At 60.6% G+C, this 18,061-nt stretch carries 16 protein-coding genes; all 16 read right to left on the reverse strand.

Features of this window, described 5'->3' with window-relative positions:
* Nucleotides 1-59 precede the first annotated feature (59 nt).
* The 16 genes from lpxC to mraZ all read right to left on the reverse strand — a co-directional run bounded on the left by lpxC (nt 60) and on the right by mraZ (nt 17,876).
* Nucleotides 60-971 (reverse strand): UDP-3-O-acyl-N-acetylglucosamine deacetylase, encoded by a 912-nt coding sequence (gene lpxC / locus K5K95_RS03390; protein WP_222588379.1) that lies wholly within the window; start codon nt 969-971, stop codon nt 60-62.
* A gap of 112 nt (nt 972-1,083) precedes the next feature.
* Nucleotides 1,084-2,277, reverse strand: coding sequence for a cell division protein FtsZ (gene ftsZ / locus K5K95_RS03395; protein ID WP_007943486.1), 1,194 nt, complete (start codon nt 2,275-2,277; stop codon nt 1,084-1,086).
* Nucleotides 2,278-2,348: 71 nt separating this feature from the next.
* Nucleotides 2,349-3,608 carry a cell division protein FtsA gene (gene ftsA / locus K5K95_RS03400; RefSeq protein ID WP_008147519.1) on the reverse strand — a complete coding sequence of 420 codons (1,260 nt, stop codon included), beginning with the start codon at nt 3,606-3,608 and terminating at the stop codon, nt 2,349-2,351.
* A gap of 15 nt (nt 3,609-3,623) precedes the next feature.
* Complete coding sequence (locus K5K95_RS03405; protein ID WP_090180278.1) at nt 3,624-4,493, reverse strand: cell division protein FtsQ/DivIB; 870 nt, start codon at nt 4,491-4,493, stop codon at nt 3,624-3,626.
* A gap of 4 nt (nt 4,494-4,497) precedes the next feature.
* Entirely contained in the window at nt 4,498-5,466 is a 969-nt protein-coding gene (locus K5K95_RS03410; RefSeq protein ID WP_222588380.1) for a D-alanine--D-alanine ligase, read from the reverse strand.
* A complete protein-coding gene (murC, locus tag K5K95_RS03415; protein ID WP_090180273.1) occupies nt 5,463-6,923 on the reverse strand; it encodes a UDP-N-acetylmuramate--L-alanine ligase in 1,461 nt (486 codons plus the stop codon). Before murC ends, K5K95_RS03410 begins: the two co-directional genes overlap by 4 nt.
* A complete protein-coding gene (murG, locus tag K5K95_RS03420) occupies nt 6,916-7,986 on the reverse strand; it encodes an undecaprenyldiphospho-muramoylpentapeptide beta-N-acetylglucosaminyltransferase (RefSeq protein ID WP_222588381.1) in 1,071 nt (356 codons plus the stop codon). The genes murC and murG overlap by 8 nt, the downstream gene beginning before the upstream one ends.
* Complete coding sequence (ftsW, locus tag K5K95_RS03425; RefSeq protein WP_090180266.1) at nt 7,976-9,193, reverse strand: putative lipid II flippase FtsW; 1,218 nt, start codon at nt 9,191-9,193, stop codon at nt 7,976-7,978. Before ftsW ends, murG begins: the two co-directional genes overlap by 11 nt.
* Nucleotides 9,190-10,536, reverse strand: coding sequence for a UDP-N-acetylmuramoyl-L-alanine--D-glutamate ligase (gene murD / locus K5K95_RS03430; RefSeq protein ID WP_222588382.1), 1,347 nt, complete (start codon nt 10,534-10,536; stop codon nt 9,190-9,192). Before murD ends, ftsW begins: the two co-directional genes overlap by 4 nt.
* 6 nt (nt 10,537-10,542) lie before the next feature.
* Complete coding sequence (mraY, locus tag K5K95_RS03435) at nt 10,543-11,625, reverse strand: phospho-N-acetylmuramoyl-pentapeptide-transferase (RefSeq protein ID WP_090180261.1); 1,083 nt, start codon at nt 11,623-11,625, stop codon at nt 10,543-10,545.
* The gene (gene murF / locus K5K95_RS03440; protein WP_222588383.1) at nt 11,625-12,992 is read right to left on the reverse strand and encodes a UDP-N-acetylmuramoyl-tripeptide--D-alanyl-D-alanine ligase; all 1,368 of its coding nucleotides are present in this window, start codon (nt 12,990-12,992) and stop codon (nt 11,625-11,627) included. The genes mraY and murF overlap by 1 nt, the downstream gene beginning before the upstream one ends.
* The gene (locus K5K95_RS03445) at nt 12,985-14,448 is read right to left on the reverse strand and encodes a UDP-N-acetylmuramoyl-L-alanyl-D-glutamate--2,6-diaminopimelate ligase (protein WP_090180255.1); all 1,464 of its coding nucleotides are present in this window, start codon (nt 14,446-14,448) and stop codon (nt 12,985-12,987) included. The genes murF and K5K95_RS03445 overlap by 8 nt, the downstream gene beginning before the upstream one ends.
* Nucleotides 14,448-16,187 (reverse strand): peptidoglycan D,D-transpeptidase FtsI family protein, encoded by a 1,740-nt coding sequence (locus K5K95_RS03450; RefSeq protein WP_222590283.1) that lies wholly within the window; start codon nt 16,185-16,187, stop codon nt 14,448-14,450. The genes K5K95_RS03445 and K5K95_RS03450 overlap by 1 nt, the downstream gene beginning before the upstream one ends.
* Nucleotides 16,187-16,480, reverse strand: a complete 294-nt coding sequence (gene ftsL / locus K5K95_RS03455) for a cell division protein FtsL (RefSeq protein WP_090180249.1) — start codon at nt 16,478-16,480, stop codon at nt 16,187-16,189. Before ftsL ends, K5K95_RS03450 begins: the two co-directional genes overlap by 1 nt.
* Nucleotides 16,477-17,424, reverse strand: a complete 948-nt coding sequence (gene rsmH / locus K5K95_RS03460) for a 16S rRNA (cytosine(1402)-N(4))-methyltransferase RsmH (RefSeq protein ID WP_167360478.1) — start codon at nt 17,422-17,424, stop codon at nt 16,477-16,479. Before rsmH ends, ftsL begins: the two co-directional genes overlap by 4 nt.
* Complete coding sequence (mraZ, locus tag K5K95_RS03465; RefSeq protein ID WP_008147486.1) at nt 17,421-17,876, reverse strand: division/cell wall cluster transcriptional repressor MraZ; 456 nt, start codon at nt 17,874-17,876, stop codon at nt 17,421-17,423. The genes rsmH and mraZ overlap by 4 nt, the downstream gene beginning before the upstream one ends.
* Nucleotides 17,877-18,061: the final 185 nt, after the last annotated feature.

The following is an 18,061-nucleotide window of genomic DNA, read 5'->3' on the forward strand; positions in this document are numbered from 1 at the left end:
ATGCAGGCATAAAAAAAGGCCACCCGAAGGCAGCCTTTAAAAACTAGAGAGGTTTTTACTTACACGGCCGCAACGGGACGCATGTAAGAGATCGGTGCAGTACTGGCGTCTTCGAAAGTCACGACTTCCCAAGCATCTTTCTGCTCAATCAACTTGCGCAGAAGCTGGTTGTTCAATGCATGTCCGGACTTGAAGCCCTTGAACTCACCAATCAGGCTATTGCCCAGCAGGTAGAGGTCACCAATTGCATCGAGGATCTTGTGCTTCACGAATTCGTCTTCATAGCGAAGGCCGTCTTCGTTCAGTACACCATCCGCGTCGACCACAATAGCGTTTTCAACGCTGCCGCCGAGTGCGAGGTTGTGCTTGCGCAGGTACTCGATGTCACTCATGAAACCAAAGGTGCGGGCGCGGCTGACTTCTTTTACGAACGAAGTGCTGGAAAAATCCACGCTTGCACTTTGTGTGCGGTCACGGAAAACCGGGTGATCGAAATCGATCTCGAAGCTCACTTTGAAACCTTCGAAAGGGACGAAAGTGGCGCGCTTGTCGCCGTCTTCCACTGTCACTTCCCGCAGGATCCGGATGAACTTCTTGGCGGCGTCCTGTTCTTCCAGGCCAGCCGACTGAATCAGAAATACGAAGGGTCCAGCGCTACCATCCATGATCGGGACTTCAGACGCGGAGAGCTCGACGTAGGCGTTATCGATGCCCAGGCCAGCCATGGCCGAGAGCAAGTGCTCCACCGTATCCACTTTGGTGTCACCACTGACCAATGTGGTCGACATCGTGGTTTCACCAACGTTTTCCGCGCGGGCAGGGATTTGCACGACCGGATCGAGATCGGCACGACAAAACACAATGCCGGTGTCGATAGGTGCTGGCTTGAGGGTCAGGTAAACCTTCTCCCCCGAGTGCAGGCCTACACCTGTGGCACGGATAATATTTTTCAGTGTGCGTTGTTTAATCATGGCTTGGGCCGCTTCAGCGCAAATTGCGAACTGGTATCAACAAAGGCTGGCGATAATAGCAGACCAGACCTTTGCTGAACACCAATCACCTTCATAGCCCTGATACATTCCATCAATCAGCCTGACGACGCAGGAAAGCCGGGATGTCCAGGTAGTCCAGGTCATCTTGCGGATTCATCTTCGCGGCAGTCGCAGCACCGGCCTGAGCCTGGTTGCGCATGACGGTCGGACGGTCCAGGTCACGGTAGTTTACCGCTGGTTGTTCCTGACGAGCGGGTGCCGATTGTTGCGGCTGGGAAGCCATCGAGGTGTGAACGGTATTGTCGATGACCTTTACAGGCTTCTCGATTTTAGCGCCCAGACCGGTAGCAACCACGGTCACGTGCAGTTCGTCGCGCATGTCCGGATCGATAACGGTACCGACCTTGACCATTGCGTGCTCGGAAGCGAAGGCTTCGATGATGCTACCCACGTCGGAGTACTCACCCAGGGACAGGTCAGGACCGGCGGTGATGTTCACCAGGATGCCGCGTGCACCTTGCAGGTTCACGTCTTCAAGCAACGGGTTGCGAATGGCCGCTTCGGTGGCTTCGCGTGCACGGTTCGGACCGCTGGCGCAGCCAGTGCCCATCATCGCCATGCCCATTTCGCTCATTACGGTGCGTACGTCGGCAAAGTCGACGTTGATCATGCCCGGACGCTTGATGATGTCGGAGATACCGCGAACGGCACCGGCCAGTACATCGTCAGCCTTCGCGAAAGCCGACAAGAGGCTTGCGTCCTTACCGAGGATGGTCAGCAGTTTCTCGTTGGGAATGGTGATCAACGAGTCAACGCTTTCAGACAGCAGACGGATACCTTCGTCGGCGATCTGCATGCGCTTGCGGCCTTCGAACGGGAACGGACGAGTCACCACCGCAACGGTGAGAATCCCCATTTCCTTGGCCACTTCAGCAATGATCGGCGCAGCACCGGTACCGGTACCACCGCCCATGCCAGTGGTGATGAACACCATGTTGGTGCCCTGCAGGACTTCGGCAATGCGCTCACGGTCTTCGAGAGCGGCCTGACGACCTACTTCAGGGTTGGCACCAGCGCCCAGACCTTTGGTCACGCCGGTACCCAGTTGCAGGATGGTCCGCGCGCCGATGGATTTCAGCGCCTGGGCATCAGTGTTGGCGCAGATGAATTCAACGCCTTCAATGTTGCTCTTGACCATGTGGTTGACAGCGTTGCCGCCGCCTCCGCCAACACCGATAACTTTAATAACCGGGCTTGCGGGGATGTTGTCTACGAGTTCGAACATTTTCCCTCTCCTTTACGTTCTCTAGTTTTTTCGCCTACTGCCTGTATCTACAACGGTGCTGCGGTAAATCTTTAGAAGTTGCCTTGAACCCAGCTCTTGATGCGATCGAGCAAGGCGGCTTTCGGTTCTTCATTGCTGTAGCTGTCGCGGCTGCTGATACCCGAGAACGAAATCCCGTCGGACTGCTTTTGCAGGCCGTACATCAACAGGCCAACGCCAGTGGAATAAATCGGGTTGCGGACCACGTCATCCAGGCCCTTGACGCCGTGAGGCACGCCCAGGCGGACCGGCATGTGGAAGATCTCTTCGGCCAGTTCGACCGCGCCTTCCATTTTCGACGTACCACCGGTCAGCACGATGCCGGCCGGGATCAGGTCTTCGTAGCCGCTGCGGCGCAATTCGGCCTGGATCAGCGTGAACAGTTCGTCGTAACGCGGCTCGACCACTTCGGCCAGGGCCTGACGCGAAAGCTCGCGCGGTGGACGGTCGCCGACGCTTGGGACCTTGATGGTTTCACCGGCACCGGCCAGCTTGGCCAGGGCGCAGGCGTAGCGAATCTTGATTTCTTCGGCGTACTGAGTCGGGGTGCGCAACGCCATCGCGATGTCGTTGGTCACCTGATCGCCCGCAATCGGGATCACCGCGGTGTGACGGATCGCGCCTTCGGTGAAGATCGCGATGTCGGTCGTGCCGCCACCGATGTCCACCAGGCAAACGCCCAGCTCTTTCTCGTCGTCGGTCAGCACCGAATACGCGGACGCCAGTTGCTCGAGAATGATGTCGTCGATTTCCAGGCCACAGCGACGCACACATTTTTCAATGTTCTGTGCGGCGTTGACGGCGCAGGTCACCACGTGAACCTTGGCTTCCAGACGTACGCCCGACATGCCCAGCGGCTCACGAACGCCTTCCTGGTTATCGATCACGTAATCCTGCGGCAGGGTGTGCAGCACGCGCTGGTCAGCCGGGATCGCCACGGCCTGGGCGGCGTCGAGGACGCGCTCAAGGTCGGCGGAGCTGACTTCGCGATCACGAATCGCCACGATGCCGTGGGAGTTCAGGCTGCGGATGTGATTGCCGGCCACGCCGACGAACGCCGAGTGGATCCGGCAACCGGCCATCAGCTGCGCTTCTTCGATCGCGCGCTGAATCGATTGCACGGTGGACTCGATGTTCACCACCACGCCTTTCTTCAGGCCACGGGACGGATGAGTGCCGATCCCGACGATTTCCAGCGTGCCGTCGTCCGAGACCTCGCCGACCAGCGCCACCACCTTGGAGGTGCCGATATCAAGACCGACGATCATTTTGCCGCTTTGCACGTTTGCCATGGGTCCTGCCTCTTCTTAATTCTTCGCGACAGCGGGTTGGGCTGTCGTGGGCGCTACAGGTTCCCGCCAGCCAACAGCGAGGCCGTTGGCGTAGCGCAGATCGATGCGCGCAATGTTCGTAATCTGTTCTTTAAGCGTCTTGTCGTAGATGGCAATGAAGCGGCGCATCTTTTCCACCAGGTTGCCGCGTCCCAGCAGCAGTTCGATTCCCGGACCCGCGCTGCCGGCGCCGGTGGTCAGGAACCAGCTGCCTCGTTCACGCAATTCCAGGCGTGCAATCGAGAAGCCCAATGGCCTGAGCATCTGGCTCAGCACCTGGTATTGCTGCATCACTTGCTGTTGTGCCCGTTGTGGACCGAACAGCTGTGGCAAGTGTTCATAGTTCGCCAGCTCACGCGGGGTGAAGGCCTGCCCCTGGTTGTTCAACAGCGACTCATCGCCCCAACGGGCCACGGGCAGTTGTTCTTCCAGGCGGATCACCACTTGATCCGGCCACACCCGACGCACTTCGGCGTGGGCAATCCATGGCATGGTTTCAAGCTCGGTGCGCATGCTCTCCAGATCGATGGTGAAGAAGCTCGACGCCACGTATGGGGCGATCCGCTGCTGCACCGCTTGCTGGCTGATGTAACTCAAATCGCCCTGCACGTTGATCTTGGTGATCGGCCGGTCGGCGTACGGCAGCAAACGCTGTGCGCCTTCGTAAGTGCCGAAGCCCAGTGCAACCAACAGCACCGGCCAGAACAAGGCTTTGAGAAAGCCGAAATTGGCTTTGGGCAGGCGCGCGGACATCGGCTCTTTCGCCACCATTCGGCTGGCACCCCGCGGCACCGGCTTGCGGCCGGGTACTGGAGGGGGCTGATGTCTCAGCTGTGCGCCTTGCATGGTCTTAACCTCGAGGCTCGTTGTTGCCGGCAATGCTGGCGGCCAAAATCGCCAGAACCAGTTGCTGGAAATCCAGACCGGCAGCACGGGCCGCCATCGGCACCAGGCTGTGATCGGTCATGCCCGGTGCGGTGTTGACTTCCAGGAACCAGAACTGCCCGTCGGCGTCCTGCATCACGTCCGCCCTGCCCCAACCGGCGATACCCAGCGCCTCACAGGCTTTCGCCGTGAGGTCCATCAGTTCTTTTTCCTTGTTGCTGTCCAGGCCACACGGGATCCGGTACTGGGTATCGGAGGCCACGTACTTGGCGTCGTAGTCGTAGAAACTGTGCGTCGTGCCCAGGGCAATCGGTGGCAACACCTGGTCACGCAGGGTGGCGATGGTGAACTCCGGACCTTGAATCCATTGCTCGACCAACACTTGCGAATCGTAGGTACTGGCCGCTTTCCAGGCGTCGATCAACTCCGGCGCGGAGGTCACTTTGGCCATACCGATACTTGAACCTTCATGGGCCGGTTTGACGATCAAAGGGAAGCCCAGTTCCGTCGCTGCCGAAATACAATCGGCCTCGCAACTCAGTACGGCGTGGCGTGGCGTCGGAATACCGAGGCTGTGCCAGACCTGTTTGGTGCGCAGCTTGTCCATCGCCAATGCCGAGGCAAGAATGCCGCTGCCGGTGTACGGAATGCCCAGGCATTCGAGCAAGCCCTGCATGCTGCCGTCTTCACCGCCACGACCGTGGAGGATGATGAAGGCGCGGTCGATTTTTTCGTTCAGCAAGCGCTGCAACAGGTCATCGCCCACGTCGAGGCCGAACGCGTCCACACCGGCGCTCAGCAGCGCGTCGAGGACAGCGTTGCCCGACTTGAGGGAAACCTCACGCTCGGCGCTCTTGCCGCCGAACAGCACGGCGACGCGGCCGAAGTCTTTCGGCGCGATCGTGGAGACGAGGTTGGCGTAGGCAGCAGTCATTTCAATTTCCCCGGAGTCGGTGCGGCAACAGCACCCGCGAATAGCGGACTGGCCAACAGTTTCGGGGCGAGACCACCGATATCACCGGCGCCCTGGCACAGCAGGATGTCGCCGGCACGCAGCAGCGGCTTGACCAGCGGCGCAAGGTCGACACCGCGCTCGATGTAGATCGGATCGAGCTGGCCGCGTTGACGAATGCTGTTGCACAGCTTGCGGCTATCGGCCCCCGGGATCGGTTCTTCACCGGCCGGATAGACTTCCATCAGCAGCAACACGTTGGCATCGGCCAATACATTGACGAAATCGTCGTACAGGTCGCGGGTGCGGCTGTAACGGTGCGGCTGGTAAACCATCACCAGACGGCGCTCCGGCCAGCCACCGCGCACGGCTTTGATTACGGCGGCGACTTCGGTCGGGTGGTGACCGTAGTCGTCGACCAGCATCACGTGGCCGCCCTCGACCGGCAGTTCGCCGTAGACCTGGAAGCGTCGACCGACACCCTGGAACCCGGACAGGCCCTGGACGATGGCCTCATCGCTGACACCTTCGTCGGAGGCGATGCAGATGGTCGCCAGCGCGTTCAATACGTTGTGGTTGCCCGGCATGTTCACCGAGACATCCAGCGGTTCGCGATCAGGGCGCAGGACGGTGAAGAAAGTCTGCATGCCCTGCTGGCGCACATTGATGGCGCGCACGTCGCAGTCATCGCCGAAGCCGTAGGTGACCGTAGGACGTTTCACCAGCGGCAGGATTTCACGCACCACCGGGTCGTCCAGGCACACCACCGCCAAACCGTAGAACGGCAGGTTGTGCAGGAACTCGACGAAGGTTTTCTTCAGTTTGTTGAAGTCACCGTCGTAGGTCGCCATGTGGTCGGCGTCGATGTTGGTGACCACGGCCACCAGGGGCTGCAAGTGCAGGAAGCTCGCATCGCTTTCGTCGGCTTCGGCGATCAGGTAGCGGCTGGTGCCGAGCTGGGCATTGGTGCCCGCGGCATTCAGACGGCCACCGATGACGAACGTCGGGTCCAGGCCACCGGCCGCGAACACCGAAGCGATCAGGCTGGTGGTGGTGGTTTTGCCGTGGGTCCCGGCGACAGCGATGCCGTGGCGGTAGCGCATCAGCTCGGCCAGCATCTCGGCGCGTGGCACCACGGGAATACGGCGTTCCAGTGCGGTGGCAACTTCCGGGTTGGAGGTGTTCACGGCGCTCGACACCACCAGCACGTCGGCGGCAGCGGCGTTCTCGGCACGGTGGCCGATGAAAATGTGCGCACCGAACGATTCAAGACGCTCGGTTACCGGCGACGCTTTCAGGTCGGAACCGGACACTTGATAGCCCAGGTTCAACAACACTTCGGCGATGCCGCACATGCCCACGCCGCCGATGCCGACGAAGTGGATTTTACGGATACGGCGCATTTCCGGTTGCGGCATGGCTTTCTGATTCTCAACCATGGGCCACCTCCAGGCAGATATCGACCACGTTACGGGTTGCATCGGGTTTGGCGAGGCGGCGCGCCGCGCTGGCCATGTCGTTGAGTCGTTGCGGTTGCATCAGGACCTCTGTCAGGCGTGCGGCAAGATCCGCTGCGCCAGTCGTTCTTTGCGGCATCAGGAAGGCAGCGCCTTCACGGGCCAAATAATCGGCGTTGCGGGTCTGGTGATCGTCGATCGCGTGGGGCAAAGGCACCAGCAACGAGGGCAGACCGGCAGCAGCCAGTTCACTGATGGTCAATGCGCCTGCGCGGCACACCACCAGGTCGGCCCAGCCATAGGCTTGAGCCATGTCTTTGATGAAGGGCTGCACTTGCGCCTCGACGCCAGCCGCGCGATAGCGCTCTGCAGTCACTTCATCGTGGTTTTTGCCGGCCTGATGAAACACTTCCGGGCGCAGGTCGGGGGCGACTTGCGACAGGGCTTCAGGCAGCAACTTGTTCAACGGTTCTGCGCCCAGGCTTCCACCCAGGATCAGCAAACGCGCCTTGCGACCGGCCAGGGCCTGTCGCGGTGTTTCGAGGAACAGCTCGGTGCGCACCGGGTTACCGGTGGTCCGACGGCTGTCCGACAGGGTAAAGGTGTCGGGGAACGCTTCACAGACTCGGGCGGCCAACGGCACCAGCAACCGATTGGCGGTACCGGCCACCGCGTTCTGCTCATGAACGATCACTGGCACGCCGGCCAGTTTGGCTGCAACACCACCGGGGCCAGTCACAAAACCACCGAAGCCGACGACGCACACCGGCCGCAGCTGACGAATGATCGCCCGCGCCTGCCAGACGGATTTGAGCACCATGAACGGGGCCTTGAGCAGGGACAATTTGCCCTTGCCACGCACGCCGCTGGCGTTGATCCGATGCAGCTCGATACCGGCCATCGGCACCAGGTCGTTCTCGATGCCACGGGGCGTTCCAAGCCAGTGCACGGTGTAACCGCGGGCCTGAAACTCGCGAGCACAAGCCAGCGCCGGAAACACGTGACCGCCGGTGCCGCCCGCCATGATCAATACGTTAGCGCCCATGGGTCGACTCCTCGGCGAAGTCGCTCTCATGGAATTCCATCTCTTCGCTGCCCAAGTGGGTTCGACTCTCCCACTCGATGCGCAACAACAACCCAAGGCAGGCACCACAGATCACCAACGAACTACCGCCATAACTGAGGAACGGCAGGGTCAGGCCTTTGGTCGGCAGCAGACCGACGTTCACGCCGATGTTGATCAGGAACTGGCCGATCCACAGAAACGACAAGCCGTACGCAATGTAGGCGGCGAAAAACTGCTTGGCCTTCTCAGCCCAATAACCGATGTACATGCCGCGAATACACACGAAGACGAACAGCGCGACGGTGCACAAGGAACCCACGGCCCCCAGCTCTTCGGCCAGGACCGAGAACACGAAGTCGGTGTGGGCTTCCGGCAGGTAGAACTGTTTCTGCACGCTGTTGCCCAGGCCAACACCCAGCCATTCGCCGCGACCGAAGGCAATCAATGCCTGCGACAACTGATAGCCGGCGCCGAACTGGTCGGCCCATGGATCGGCAAAGTTGGTCAGACGCGCCATTCGATAGGGCTGCACTTGAATCAGCAACACCACCGCTGCAACCGCCAGGACCACCATCAGGGAAAACCGGAACAGCCCGACTCCGCCAAGGAACAGCATCGCCGCGGCGGCCCCCATCATCACGACGGTGGCACCGAAGTCCGGCTCCATCAGCAGCAGGCCAGCCATTGGCAACAGAACGATGAAAGGCTTGAAGAAGCCCATCCAGCTTTCACGCACTTCTTTCTGGCGACGCACCAGGTAACCGGCGAGGTAGATCACCACGAACACCTTGGCGATCTCGGAAGGCTGAACGTTGAAGAAACTGAAGCCGATCCAGCGCATCGAACCGTTCACTTCACGGCCGATCCCGGGAACGATCACCATCACCAGCAGACCGAACGCACCCAGCAGCATCAGCCAGCCCAGGCGTTGCCAGGTGGCGATCGGAATCATCATGGTGATGACGCAGGCGCCCAGGCCCAGCACGATATAAATAAGGTGGCGGATCATGTAATACAGGGCGCTGCCCGATTGCGCCGCCGCCACTTCGGTCGAAGCCGAGGCGATCATGACCAACCCGAGGCCGATCAAGGCCAGGCAACCGGCGAGCATCGGGAAGTCGAGGTCGATACCGCGCCCGGTGATGATCGGCGACGGGTAGGGCTTGATGATGTTTCGCAGGCTCATGCCAGATCCTCCACGGCGCGGACGAACTGGTGACCACGGTCTTCATAATTCTTGAACATGTCGAAACTGGCGCAGGCTGGCGACAGCAGCACCACATCGCCCGGTTGTGCAGCGGCGCGGCATTGCTCCACCGCTTCAACCAGCGAACCGACCCGGATCAATGGCACAGCATCGCCGATGGCCTCACCGATCTTGTCGGAGTCGCGGCCCATCAAAATGACGGCGCGGCAGTTGGCGGCCACGGGGGCACGCAGATCCTTGAAGTCGGCGCCTTTGCCGTCGCCCCCGGCGATCAACACCACCTTGCCGTCGATGTCCGCGCCCAGACCTTCGATGGCAGCCAGTGCGGCGCCGACGTTAGTGGCTTTGGAATCGTTGTAGTAGCTCACGCCATCCAGGTCACGGACCCACTGGCAGCGATGCTCAAGCCCGGCGAACGTGCGCAGGCTCGACAGCATGGCGTCGAATGGCAGGCCGACGGCATGGCCCAGCGCCAACGCCGCCAGGGCATTGGACTGGTTATGGGCGCCTCGGATTTTCAACTCGCGCACCGGCATCAGGTTCTGGAATTCAAACGCCAGGTACTTCTCGCCGTTTTCTTCGCGGATGCCGAAGGCCTTGAAATCAGGTTTGCTCAGGCCGAACGTCCAGCAAGGCTGACCTTCGCCGATCAACGGACGGCTCAGCGCATCCTGACGGTTGACCACAAACTGCCTGGCTCCGCGGAAAATACGGTGCTTGGCCAGGTGATAGGCCGGCAGACCGCTGTAGCGGTCCATGTGGTCTTCACTGACGTTGAGCACGGTGGCCACTTCAGCGTTGAGTTGGTCGGTGGTTTCGAGCTGGAAGCTCGACAATTCCATCACGTACAACTCGACGTCATCGCTGAGCAAATCCAGCGCCGGCGTACCGAGGTTGCCGCCCACGGCGACACGCTTGCCCGCCGCTGCCGCCATCTCGCCGACCAGGGTGGTCACGGTGCTTTTCGCGTTGGAACCGCTGATGGCCACAATCGGCGCCTTCGCATTTCGCGCGAACAGCTCGATGTCGCCGGACAATTTCACGCCACGGGCGGCAGCAGCCTGCAGGGCCGGGGTCGCCAACGCCAGGCCGGGGCTCACGTAGAGCTCGTCGGCGCGGCACAGGAATTCGACGTCCAGCTCGCCACAACGCACTTCCACGTGCGGATAGTCACGCTTGAGCGTGGCCAGTTCCGGTGGATTTTCCCGCGTATCGGCCACGGCAAACGACGTGCCCCGGTTCGCCAGGAAGCGAACCAGGGACATGCCGCTCTTGCCGAGGCCGACAACGATGCGGAAGTGGTCAGAAGCGATCAGAGACACGAGTTTCTACCTCAGCTTCAGGGTGGCAAGGCCGACCAGTACGAGAATCACGGTGATGATCCAGAAACGGACAATCACGCGCGGCTCGGGCCAGCCCTTGAGTTCAAAGTGGTGGTGAATCGGTGCCATGCGGAACACGCGGCGACCGGTCATCTTGAAAGAAGCAACCTGGATAACCACCGACAGGGTTTCCATCACGAACACGCCGCCCATGATGAACAGGACAATTTCCTGACGGACGATCACCGCGATGGTGCCCAGGGCCGCGCCCAGCGCCAGTGCGCCGACGTCACCCATGAATACTTGTGCCGGATAAGTGTTGAACCAGAGAAAGCCCAGGCCCGCACCAATCAATGCCCCGCAGAACACGATCAACTCACCCGCGCCCGGGACGTAGGGAATCAGCAGGTATTCGGCGAATTTCACGTTACCCGACAGGTAGCAGAAAATGCCCAGGCCACCACCGACCATCACGGTCGGCATGATCGCTAGGCCGTCGAGGCCGTCGGTCAGGTTGACGGCGTTGCTCGAGCCGACAATCACGAAGTAAGTCAGGACGACGAAGCCTATGCCCAACGGAATGCTGTAGTCCTTGAGCATCGGCAGGATCAGCGTGGTTTCCACCGGCGAAGTCGCGGTCATATAAAGGAAGATCGCTGCACCGAGACCAAACACCGACTGCCAGAAGTATTTCCAGCGGCTCGGCAAACCTTTGGAGTTTTTCTCGATCACCTTGCGGTAGTCGTCGACCCAGCCGATAGCGCCGAACAGCAACGTCACCAGCAAAACGGTCCAGACATAGCGATTGCTCAGGTCAGCCCAGAGCAAGGTGCTGACACCGATGGACGACAGGATCAGCGCGCCGCCCATGGTCGGGGTGCCGGATTTGGACAGGTGCGATTGTGGACCGTCGTTACGAACGGATTGACCGATCTGACGGTTCTGCAAAGTGCGGATCATCCACGGGCCATAGCACAGCGACAAAACCAGCGCGGTCAGCACACCGAGGATCCCGCGCAGGGTCAGGTACTGAAAGACCGCGAAGCCTTTGTAGAACTGTTGCAGATACTCCGCTAGCAGCAGCAGCATTAATGTTTCTCCAGACTGGACCCGCACAAAGCGGCGACGATGTTTTCCATCGCAGCGCTGCGCGAGCCCTTGATCAAAATAGTGGTGTTTGTGTCCTGCTCGGCGCCGAGTGCCTTGATCAGCTCAGCCTGAGTGCTGAAGTGAAAAGCCTGCGGGCCGAAAGCGTTTACGGCGTGAGCCATCAATGGCCCGACAGCGTAAAGCGCGGAAACCTTGCCGCGGGCGTATTCGCCCACATCGCGGTGCCCCTGCTCCGCCCAGTCGCCCAACTCGCCGATATCCCCGAGCACCAGAACGGTGCGGCCGGAAAAGCCGGCGAGTATATCAACGGCCGCGCACATGGAGGTGGGGTTCGCGTTGTACGTATCATCAATGACGCGCATGCCATTGCTGGCCAGTTGCGCGACGGTGCGGCCCTTGACCGGTTGCACCGCGCCGAGACCGGTGGCGATGCCCAACAGCGACACGCCCAAGGCGTGTGCGGCAGCAGCGGCAGCCATGGCGTTGGCGACGTTATGGGTGCCGAGCAGGTTCAGTTGAACGCGTTCCACACCTTCAGGGCTGTGCAGATTGAAGGACGGGCAACCGCGTGCATCGCGGTCCAGATCACTGGCGTAGAAGTCGGCGCTGACATTGCTCAAGGCAAACGTCAGGACTTTGCGGCCGGCAGCGCGGGTCTTCCAGATGCCGAAGGCCTTGTCGTCCAGATTCAGAACGGCGACGCCATCGGCGTCCAGCCCTTCAATAATCTCGCCCTTGGCTTCAACGATTTTTTCCGGCCCGCCGAACTCGCCAACATGGGCAGTCCCGGCGTTGTTCAATACGGCCACGTGCGGTTTGGTCAAGCCAACGGTGTAGGCAATTTCACCCAGACGCGACGCGCCAAGCTCGATCACGGCAGCGGTGTGTTCCGGTGCGAGTTCGAGCAAGGTCAACGGCACGCCGAGGTCATTGTTCAGGTTGCCGCGGGTCGCCAGCACCGGACCGCGCGTGCGCAGGATGCTCGCGAGCATTTCCTTGACGGTGGTCTTGCCGCTGGAACCGGTGATCGCCGCCACAGGGCGGGTAAACGCAGCACGGTTCAGCGCGCCCAACTGGCCAAGGGCCTGACGGGTGTCCTTGACCACCAATTGCGGCAGCGCACTGTCGGCGACTTCACGCTCGACCAGCGCCGCAACGGCGCCTTTGTTAGCCACGTCATTCAGATAGTCGTGACCGTCGAAGCGCGGACCGGTCAGGGCAATAAAGAGTTGGCCAGGTTTGATCGCGCGGCTGTCGATGCTGACGCCATTGAACGTGGCGTCGGCCACGATCATCCGGCCGTTCAGTGCGCCGGTCAGTTCGCTCAATTTCCAGGGCTTAAGCATGAGCCACCTCCCATGCGGTCAAGGCATGGTCAGCCTCGACCAGGTCGGAGAAATCGTGACGCTCGCCGTTGATTTCCTGATAGTCCTCGTGACCTTTGCCAGCCAGGACAATCACGTCATCCACCGAAGCGCTGGCGATCAATTGGGCAATCGCCTGGCCACGGCCGGCGACGAAGGTAACTTTATCCACGTTGGTGAAACCGGCACGGATGTCGTCGAAAATCACCGCTGGATCTTCGGTGCGCGGGTTGTCATCGGTCACCAGAACACCATCGGCCAGACGTTCGACCACTTCGGCCATCAGCGGACGCTTGCCGCGATCGCGATCACCGCCGCAACCGAACAGGCACAGCAAGCGGCCTTTGGCGTGGGGACGCAGTGCCATCAAGACTTTTTCCAGCGCATCGGGGGTGTGGGCGTAATCGACCACGACCAAAGGTTGATTGCCGCCGCCAAGACGCTGCATGCGACCGGCCGGGCCTTCGAGTTTCGGCAGGACCTTGAGGATTTCGTCCAGCGCGTAATCCAGGCCGAGCAAGGCGCCGACCGCGGCCAGCACATTGCTCAGGTTGAAACGACCGAGCAGCGTGCTACGCAAATGATGCTCGCCCTGGGGCGTGACCAGTGTGGCGCGTACGCCTTCGTCGTCGAACTGCGCTTCACGGCAATAAAGGTAGGCGCTGGTGTTTTCCAGGCTGTAGGTAATCAGGCGCGACTCGCCTTTGTCGGCGGCCAGTTGGCGGCCGAACTCGTCGTCGAGGTTAACCACCCGGCACTTCAAATCGTTCCAGGCAAACAGCTTGGCCTTGGCTTCGCCATAGGCTTGCATGGTGCCGTGGTAATCCAGGTGATCGCGGGACAGGTTGGTCATCACCGCCACGTCAAACGCCAGCGCAGTCACGCGGCCTTGATCCAGACCGTGGGAAGACACTTCCATGGCCACGGCTTTGGCGCCGGCCTTTTTCAGGTCAGCCAACATCGCTTGCACGGCAATCGGGTTCGGCGTGGTGTGCAGCCCGCTTTCGAGTGCGCCGTAGAAACCGGTGCCCAGGGTGCCGACGATGCCGCAATGCTGACCGAGCAGGTCCAGGGCTTGAGCAACCAATTGCGTGACGCTGGTTTTGCCGTTGGTGCCGGTCACGCCGATCAGATTCAGGTGCCGGCTCGGGTCGCCATAAAAACGCCCGGCAATATCAGACAGCTGCGCTGCCAGGCCTTTGACCGGAATCAATGGCACGTCGGTGATCGGCAGCACGGTGGCGCCTTCAACTTCATACGCCACGGCGGCGGCGCCGCGCTGCAACGCATCGGCGATGTGCGCACGACCGTCGAACTTGCCGCCAGGAACGGCGAGAAACAGGTCGCCAGCGCGCACGTTGCGGCTGTCCAGGGTCAATTCGCGGATCAGCAGATCGCGGCCGGCGTGGGCGAAAATCTTGTTCAGGCTCAGAGACATCAGCCGCGCCCTCCATTGGCTTTCAGTGGAACGACCGGTGTGGCATTGGCGGTTTGAGTCGGCGGCAAGTTATCCGGGGTGATGTTCATCAGGCGCAGGGTGCCGGACATCACTTTGCTGAACACCGGTGCCGAAACCAGACCACCGAAGTAACCGGCCTTGGTCGGTTCATCGATCACTACCACGATGGCGTAACGCGGATCGCTCATCGGGCCGAAGCCTGCGAACAGCGAGCGGTAGGAGTTTTCGGCATAGCCTTTGGTGCCGACCGAGGTCTTGCGAGCGGTACCCGACTTGCCTGCCACGTGGTACGCCGGCACTTGCGCACGGAACACACCGCGCGGGGCCTCGATCACCTGGGTCAGCATGCCTTGCATGGTTTTCGCGACGGCTTCTGGCAACACTTGCGTGGTTTGCGGCGCCTTGTCGGTCTTGATCAGGGTCAGCGGTGCGATGCGACCGTTGTTGGCCAGGGCCGAGAAGGCGTGGACCAGCTGGATCGCGGTCACGGAAATACCGTAGCCGTAGGACAGCGTGGCGGTTTCAGCCTTGCGCCATTCGCGGTAGTTCGGCAGGTTGCCGACGCGCTCGCCCGGGAACCCGAGGCCGGTGTCCTGGCCGAGGCCGACTTTCTGCGCGAGACGGAAAATGGTCTCGCCGCCGATGTCGAACGCGACCTTACTCATGCCGACGTTACTGGAGTTGATCAGAATGCCGGTCAGGTCGAGCACCGGACCTTCGGTCTTGGAAACGTCCTTGATGGTGTATTTACCAATCTGCAGGCTGCCCGGGTACACCTCGACGGTATCGCTCGGTTTCCAGCGCCCGGTTTCGATCGCGGCGCTCATGGAGATCGCTTTCATCGTCGAACCCGGCTCGAACACGTCGATCATGGCGCGGTTGCGCATCATCGCCGGTTGCAGGTTGCGACGGTTGTTCGGGTTGTAGGTCGGCTGGTTGACCATGGCGAGAATCTCGCCGGTCTTCACGTCCATGATCACCAGGCTGCCAGCCTTGGCGCCGTTCTCGATGATCGCGTTACGCAATTCGCGGTTGGCCAGGTATTGCAGACGCAGATCAATGGACAACGCCAAGGGCTTGCCGGCCTTGGCGTTTTTAGTGACCTGGACATCCTTGATAAGTCGGCCGCGCCGATCCTTGATGACCTGTCGCTTGCCGGCGACACCGGCGAGCCATTCGTCATAGGCCAGCTCGACGCCTTCACGTCCGTGGTCATCGATATCGGTAAAGCCGACCATGTGCGCGGTGACTTCACCGGCCGGGTAGAAGCGCCGGAACTCTTCGATGCCGTAGACGCCCGGCACTTTCAGATCGAGCACAGACTGGCCCTGCTCGGGGGTCAGCCCGCGCACCAGGTAAATGAATTCTTTGTTGGCCTGTGCTTCGAGACGCTCGGCCAGGGCTTTGGGGTCTTGCCCCAGCGCCGCCGCCAATGCCGGCCATTTCTCTTTGGCCAGCTGCATTTCCTTGGCGTTGGCCCACAGGGTGGTGACCGGCGTACTCACGGCCAATGGCTCGCCGTTACGGTCGGTGATCAGACCACGGTGAGCCGGAATCGGGATGTGTCGAACGCTGCGCGCATCGCCCTGACCTTTCAGGAAGGCACGGTCGACCACTTGCAGATCGATGATACGCCAGCAAATCGCCACGACCATGATGCCGAGCAAACCCAGCACCACGCGGAATCGCCATGGGAACAGTGCGCCTTCGAGCTTCATCATGGCGTCACCATCTTCACTTCAGCTGCGCCAGGAATGCGCATCTTCAATTGCTCGGTGGCCAGGACTTCGATACGGCTGTGGGCGGTCCAGGTGCTTTGCTCAAGAATCAACCGCCCCCACTCCGCTTGCGCCTTGTCGCGCACGCTCAATTCGTTGTACAGCGAGTTGAGCAACTGACGGTTCCAGTGGGCGCTGTATGACACGCCGATGGCCGAAACGAGCACGGCCAAAAACAGCAGCAGCATGAAAAAGCTCCCGCCGGGAAGTGGCTTGGCGAAAAGCTTGCTCACCGCAGCTTCTCCGCGACGCGCATGACGGCGCTACGGGAACGTGGGTTGGCTTTGAGTTCGGCGTCGGAGGCCGTCTGCGCTTTGCCATGGACTTTGATTTTCGGTTCGAAGGCTACGTGGCGAACCGGCAGGTTGCGCGGCAGGTTGTCGGCTTCGCCTTTTACCAGCTTGCGCATGAACAGTTTGACGATGCGGTCTTCCAGCGAGTGGAAGCTGATGACGACCAGACGGCCACCGATTTCCAGGCAGTCCATCGCAGCCTCAAGGCCGGCTTCCAGATCGCCCAGCTCGTTGTTGACGTGAATGCGCAGGCCCTGGAATGCACGGGTTGCCGGGTTCTTGCCCTTTTCCCATGCCGGGTTGGCGACTTTCAGGACTTCAGCCAGATCGGCTGTGCGTTCGAACGGCTTGATGTCGCGACGTTCGGCCACGGCACGGGCCATGCGACCGGAAAAGCGTTCTTCGCCGTATTCCTTGAATACCCGGGCGATTTCTTCAACTGGCGCGGTGTTGACGAACTCGGCAGCGCTGATCCCGCGAGACGGGTCCATGCGCATGTCCAGTGGGCCGTCATTGAGAAAACTGAAGCCGCGCTCAGGGTCGTCGAGTTGTGGCGAAGACACGCCGAGGTCAAGCAAAACACCGCTGACCTTGCCGTGCAGGCCACGTTCGGCCACTTCCGAACCGAGCTCGGCAAAGCTGCGCTGCACAACGACAAAGCGGCCGTCTTCGGCCGCCAGCGTCTGCCCGGTGGCAATCGCTTGAGGATCTTTGTCGAATCCGAGGACCCGACCATCGGGACCCAGTTGGCTGAGGATCAACCGGCTGTGTCCGCCGCGACCGAACGTACCGTCCAGATAGCAGCCATCAGGACGTACGGCGAGAGCCTCGACGGCTTCGTCAAGCAGTACGGTGATGTGGTTAAAGCCGCTATCAATAGTCACAGGATCAAATCACGCAGTTCATCAGGCATGGCGCCCGGTTGTTGAATAGCAGCCAGGTCAGCGGCAGAAACCGCATCCCAGGCATCCTCGTCCCACAATTGGAACTTGTTCAGTTGGCCAACCAACATCGCGCGCTTATCCAACTTGGCATATTCACGAAGACGCGGCGGAACCAGAAAACGACCACTGCCATCGAGCTCGAGGTCGACGGCATTACCAATCAGTAAACGTTGCAGGCGGCGGTTCTCTTCGCGAAGCGAAGGCAGTGCGCGCAGTTTGGTTTCAATAATTTCCCACTCATCCAGGGGGTAAACACACAAACACGGATCAACGGCATCAATTGTCACGATCAACTGACCGGAACTACGCGAAACGAGCTCGTCACGGTACCGGCTCGGCATGGCGAGACGGCCCTTTGCGTCGAGACTGATAGCGTTAGCTCCGCGAAACACGTCAGCGTTTCTCCAAATATTAGCGTTTTACGTTCAAAAAACCCACTTCATGCCACTTTCCGCCACTTGCGCACACTATAGGAATGCGGCCACCGCACCGTCAAGGCGCGCTTTAAAGGAAAAGCCTTACAGAACTGAGATTTAGGAAGCTAAAGAGGGGGTAAACGACTATCCGACAGGTGAAT

Source organism: Pseudomonas sp. DR48, assembly GCF_019823085.1.
Lineage (GTDB): Bacteria > Pseudomonadota > Gammaproteobacteria > Pseudomonadales > Pseudomonadaceae > Aquipseudomonas.